This window comes from Teichococcus aerophilus, assembly GCF_014490485.1.
Taxonomy (GTDB): Bacteria; Pseudomonadota; Alphaproteobacteria; order Acetobacterales; family Acetobacteraceae; genus Pseudoroseomonas; species Pseudoroseomonas aerophila.
Window position 1 is genome coordinate 1 of the sequence record NZ_JACTVA010000110.1, and the last position, 4,175, is coordinate 4,175.

Annotated in this window: 5 protein-coding genes; 4 read left to right on the forward strand and 1 reads right to left on the reverse strand. The window is 70.6% G+C overall.

Going from position 1 to position 4,175, the window contains the following annotated elements:
• Window positions 1-308, forward strand: a 308-nt coding sequence (locus tag IBL26_RS25160; protein ID WP_187787243.1) for a DUF1178 family protein, incomplete at its 5' end; no start/stop codon positions are given.
• Window positions 309-335: 27 nt separating this feature from the next.
• On the opposite strand, the gene ubiG is transcribed toward IBL26_RS25160, so the two are convergent.
• Window positions 336-1,058, reverse strand: a complete 723-nt coding sequence (gene ubiG / locus IBL26_RS25165; protein ID WP_187787244.1) for a bifunctional 2-polyprenyl-6-hydroxyphenol methylase/3-demethylubiquinol 3-O-methyltransferase UbiG — start codon at window positions 1,056-1,058, stop codon at window positions 336-338.
• A 142-nt stretch (window positions 1,059-1,200) separates the two neighbouring features.
• On the opposite strand from ubiG, the gene IBL26_RS25170 reads away from it, so the two are divergent.
• The 3 genes from IBL26_RS25170 to IBL26_RS25180 all read left to right on the forward strand — a co-directional run.
• Entirely contained in the window at window positions 1,201-2,421 is a 1,221-nt protein-coding gene (locus IBL26_RS25170) for an aspartate kinase (RefSeq protein WP_187787245.1), read from the forward strand.
• A 5-nt stretch (window positions 2,422-2,426) separates the two neighbouring features.
• Window positions 2,427-3,461 carry an NAD(P)H-dependent flavin oxidoreductase gene (locus IBL26_RS25175; RefSeq protein ID WP_187787246.1) on the forward strand — a complete coding sequence of 345 codons (1,035 nt, stop codon included), beginning with the start codon at window positions 2,427-2,429 and terminating at the stop codon, window positions 3,459-3,461.
• A gap of 142 nt (window positions 3,462-3,603) precedes the next feature.
• On the forward strand, window positions 3,604-4,175 hold a 572-nt coding region (locus IBL26_RS25180), incomplete at its 3' end, for a helix-turn-helix domain-containing protein (RefSeq protein ID WP_187787247.1).

A 4,175-nucleotide genomic window follows, 5' to 3' on the forward strand; every position in this document is an offset into this window, starting at 1 on the left:
CGGCGGGCCAGGCCGTGGCCACGGTGCCGGCCGGTGCCCCCGCCGGGCCGCCCGCCGGGCCGCAACAGGCCGCCGCCGGGCCGATTCCCGCCCAGATGGTGGCGCTGCTGCAGCGCATGCGGGCCGAGGTGGAGAAGAACTGCGACTATGTCGGCAGCGGCTTCGCCGACGAGGCGCGCAAGATGCACCGGGGCGAAAGCGAGTTCCGTGGCATCTATGGCGAGGCCAGCGACACCGACGCCGAGGAATTGCGGGAGGAGGGCATCGACATCGCCCGCCTGCCCTGGGTGCCCCGCGCCGACGGCTGAGGCCGGCGGCTGCAATCCCCGGCGGGTTCAGTCCCGTCGCATCGCCACGATGTAGTTGACCGCCACGTCCTGGGTGGCCCGCCAGGCCTGCCCGGGCAGGCCCGGCGTCATGCCGCTGATGGCGGAGACGCGCAGCCCGGCCGCACGGGCCTCGGCCCCCAGCTCGGCGGGGGTGACGAACAGCTTCCAGTCATGCGTGCCGCGCGGCAGCAGCCGCAGCAGGTACTCGGCGCCCAGCTTGGCGAAGAGGAAGCTGCGCGCCGTGCGGTTCAGGGTGGAGAGGAACACCATCCCCCCCGGCTGCACCAGCCCGGCCAGCGCGGCCAGGAAGGCCCGGCGGTCGGTGACGTGCTCGATCACCTCCAGGGCCACCACGGCGTCGAAGCGGGCGCCCTCGGCGGCCAGGTCCTCCGGCATGCCTTGGCGGTAGTCGATCTCCAGCCCGCCCTCCGCCGCGTGGATTCGGGCGGCCTCCAGTGCCGCCGGGGCGGCGTCCAGGCCGGTGACGCGGGCACCCAGCCGGGCCAGCCCCTCGGAGGCCAGGCCGGCGCCGCAGCCGACATCCAGCACCGTCAGCCCGCCCAGCGCGGCGGCATCCCGGCCATGGGCATGCGCCAGGTGGTTGGCGATCCAGCCGCAGCGCAGGGGGTTCATGGCATGCAGCGGCGCCATCGGGCCCTTGGGGTCCCACCAGCGCGCGGCCAGGGCGTCGAATTTCGCGATCTCGTCCGGGGCGGCTGTGGCGGTCATGTCGTCATTCTCTCCTGGCCTGCCGGTCCGCGCATCTCACGGTTGCGGCACGGGCCTGTGGCCGTTATCTGTCGCACCCCTTCGCCAGCCGCAACCGTGGCGGGCGCTCCGTTTCCCTCTCGGACCGATCCTTCAGAACCGCATGGCACGTATCGTGATGAAGTTCGGCGGCACTTCCGTCGCCGATCTGGACCGTATCCGCAACGTCGCCAATCGCGTGAAGCGCGAAGTCGATGCCGGGAATGAAGTGGCCGTGGTGGTCTCCGCCATGTCCGGCACCACCAACCAGCTGGTCAAATGGTGCACCGAGCTGTCCCCGCTGCACGACGCGCGCGAGTATGACGTGGTCGTCGCGACGGGCGAGCAGGTGACGATCGGCCTGTTGGCCATCGCGCTGCAGACCATCGGCGTCAACGCGCGCTCCTGGCAGGGCTGGCAGATCGCCATCCGCACCGACGACGCGCACGGCAAGGCGCGGGTCGAGGAGATTGACGGCGCCGCGCTGATCGAGCGCATGCAGCAGGGCCAGGTGCCCGTGGTGGCCGGCTTCCAGGGCATTGGTCCGGATAACCGGGTGACCACACTGGGCCGGGGTGGCTCGGACCTTTCCGCCGTGGCCATCGCCGCCGCGGTGAAGGCGGACCGGTGCGACATCTACACCGACGTGGACGGCGTCTACACGACCGATCCGCGCATCGTGCCCAAGGCGCGCAAGCTGCCGGCGGTGGCTTACGAGGAAATGCTGGAGCTGGCTTCGGTCGGCGCCAAGGTGTTGCAGACCCGGTCCGTGGAACTCGCGATGAAGCAGCGGGTTCGGGTGCAGGTGCTGTCCTCCTTCGAGGACAAGCCGGGCTCTATGGTCGTTGATGAGGATGAGATCGTGGAACAGCCGCTGGTGACGGGCGTCGCCTATTCCCGCGACGAGGCGAAGGTGACGCTGCGCCGGGTGCCGGACAAGCCCGGTATCGCCGCCGAGGTGTTCGTGCCGCTCTCGGCCGCCAATGTGAACGTGGACATGATCGTCCAGAACTTGGGCGCCGACGGCACCACCGACATGACCTTCACCGTGGGCAAGACCGACCTGCCGCGCGCGAAGGAAGTGCTGGAGAAGGCCCGCGCGATCATCCAGTACGAAGCGATGATCACGGACCCGGACGTGGCCAAGATCAGCATCGTCGGCATCGGCATGCGCTCCCACGCCGGCGTCGCCGCCACGATGTTCAAGGCGCTGAGCGAGAAGGGCATCAACATCCAGGTCATCTCGACCTCCGAGATCAAGACCAGTGTGCTGGTCGGCCTGGAATATACCGAGCTCGCGGTGCGTGCCCTGCACACCGCCTACGGTCTGGACGCGGAAGGCTGATGCCCATGGATGCGCTGCCCACCCAGATCGACCCCAGCCTGAACGCGTTGATGGCGCGCGGCGCGGCCTTCCTCGGCACGCCCTACGCCATCCTGGGCGGGGCCATGAGCTGGGTGAGCGAGCGCAACCTGGTCGCCGCCCTTTCCAACGCCGGGGCCTTCGGGGTCATCGCCTGCGGCGCGATGATGCCGGACCGGCTGGCGGAGGAGATCGCCGCCACCCAGGCGCTGACCGACAAGCCCTTCGGCGTCAACCTGATCACCATGCACCCGAACCTGATGGAGCTGGTGCAGGTCTGCCTGGACGCCAAGGTCGGGCATATCGTCTTCGCCGGCGGCATCCCGCCCGGCCCGGCCATCAAGATGGCCAAGGACGGCGGCGCCAAGGTCATCTGCTTTGCGCCGGCATTGGCACTGGCCAAGAAGCTGGTGCGCTCCGGCGCCGATGCGCTGGTGATCGAGGGTTCCGAGGCCGGCGGGCATATCGGCCCGGTCAGCCTGACGGTACTGGCGCAGGAGATCCTGCCGCATATCCGCGATGTGCCGGTCTTCGTGGCCGGCGGCATCGGGCGCGGCGAAGCGATCCTCTCCTACCTGGAGATGGGGGCTGCGGGCGTGCAGATCGGCACCCGCTTCGTCTGCGCCACCGAGTGCGTGGCGCACCCCAACTTCAAGCGCGCCTTCATCCGCGGCGCGGCGCGCGATGCGCTGCCGACGGTGCAGCTGGATGACAGCTTCCCCGTCATCCCCGTCCGCGCCCTGCAGAACGGTGGCACCAAGCGCTTCCTGGAGCACCAGGCCGAGATCATCCGCCGCTACAAGGCGGGCGAGGTGGCCAAAGATGCCGGCCAGCTGGATATCGAGCATTTCTGGGCCGGCGCGCTGCGCAAGGCCGTGGTGGATGGCGATGTCGAGAACGGCTCTCTGATGGCGGGCCAGAGCGTCGGCATGGTGACGCGGGAGCAGCCGGCGGTGGAGATCATCGCCGAGTTGCTGGAGCAGGCCCAGGCCGCATTGACCGCGCGGCGCGCTGGCGCTTGAAAGCCTGACCGGCCATGCTCCCTCTGCCCGGGAGCAAGTGGCCGGCAGCGTGCCTGACCTTGAGTGGCCGCCACAGGGGGGCGGCCATGCCTGCCATTCGCGGTTCGCCGCTTCCCGCGCGGCGAGATGAGGTGACCTTCGCTTGCCCTACGACATGAAGCGCCACCCCCGCCCCGATACCCAGAGTGCCGAGGCCGCCCGCGTGGGCGAGGAGCTGCGCGACGCTCGGCTCGCCCTCGGCGTGAGCCTGGAAGAGATGGCGGACGAGCTCCGCATCAACCGTCGCTACCTGGCGGCGCTGGAGGAAGGGCGGGTGCGGGACCTGCCCGGCATCGCCTACGCCACCGGCTTCGTCCGCAGCTATTCCCAGATCCTCGGCCTGGATGCGCCGGAGATGGTGCGCCGCTTCCGCGAGGGCGCCGGCGTCGCCGCCCCCGCCAAGGATTTGGTGTTCCCCGAGCCGGTGCCCGACCGTGGCGTGCCGGCCGGTGCCGTTATCATGCTGGGCGCCGTGCTGGCCGTGGCCGGCTATGCCGGCTGGTATTACTGGAGTGGCTCCACCCGCACGGCCGAGGAAGTGCCGGCCCTGCCGCCGCGCCTGGAGCAATCGGCCCGCGAGGCCGGCCTGCCGCCGCTGCCCGAGGTGACGCCACCGGCCGCGACCCCGCCCGCCAGCCCCGCGCCCGCCACCGTGTTGCCGCCGGGTGGCACCAC

What these genes read in the sequence shown, in the direction of transcription:
- ubiG (WP_187787244.1), bottom strand. Translation starts at nt 1,058, where the DNA reads ATGACCGCCACAGCCGCCCCGGACGAGATCGCGAAATTCGACGCCCTG.
- IBL26_RS25170 (WP_187787245.1), top strand. Translation starts at nt 1,201, where the DNA reads ATGGCACGTATCGTGATGAAGTTCGGCGGCACTTCCGTCGCCGATCTG.
- IBL26_RS25175 (WP_187787246.1), top strand. Translation starts at nt 2,427, where the DNA reads ATGGATGCGCTGCCCACCCAGATCGACCCCAGCCTGAACGCGTTGATG.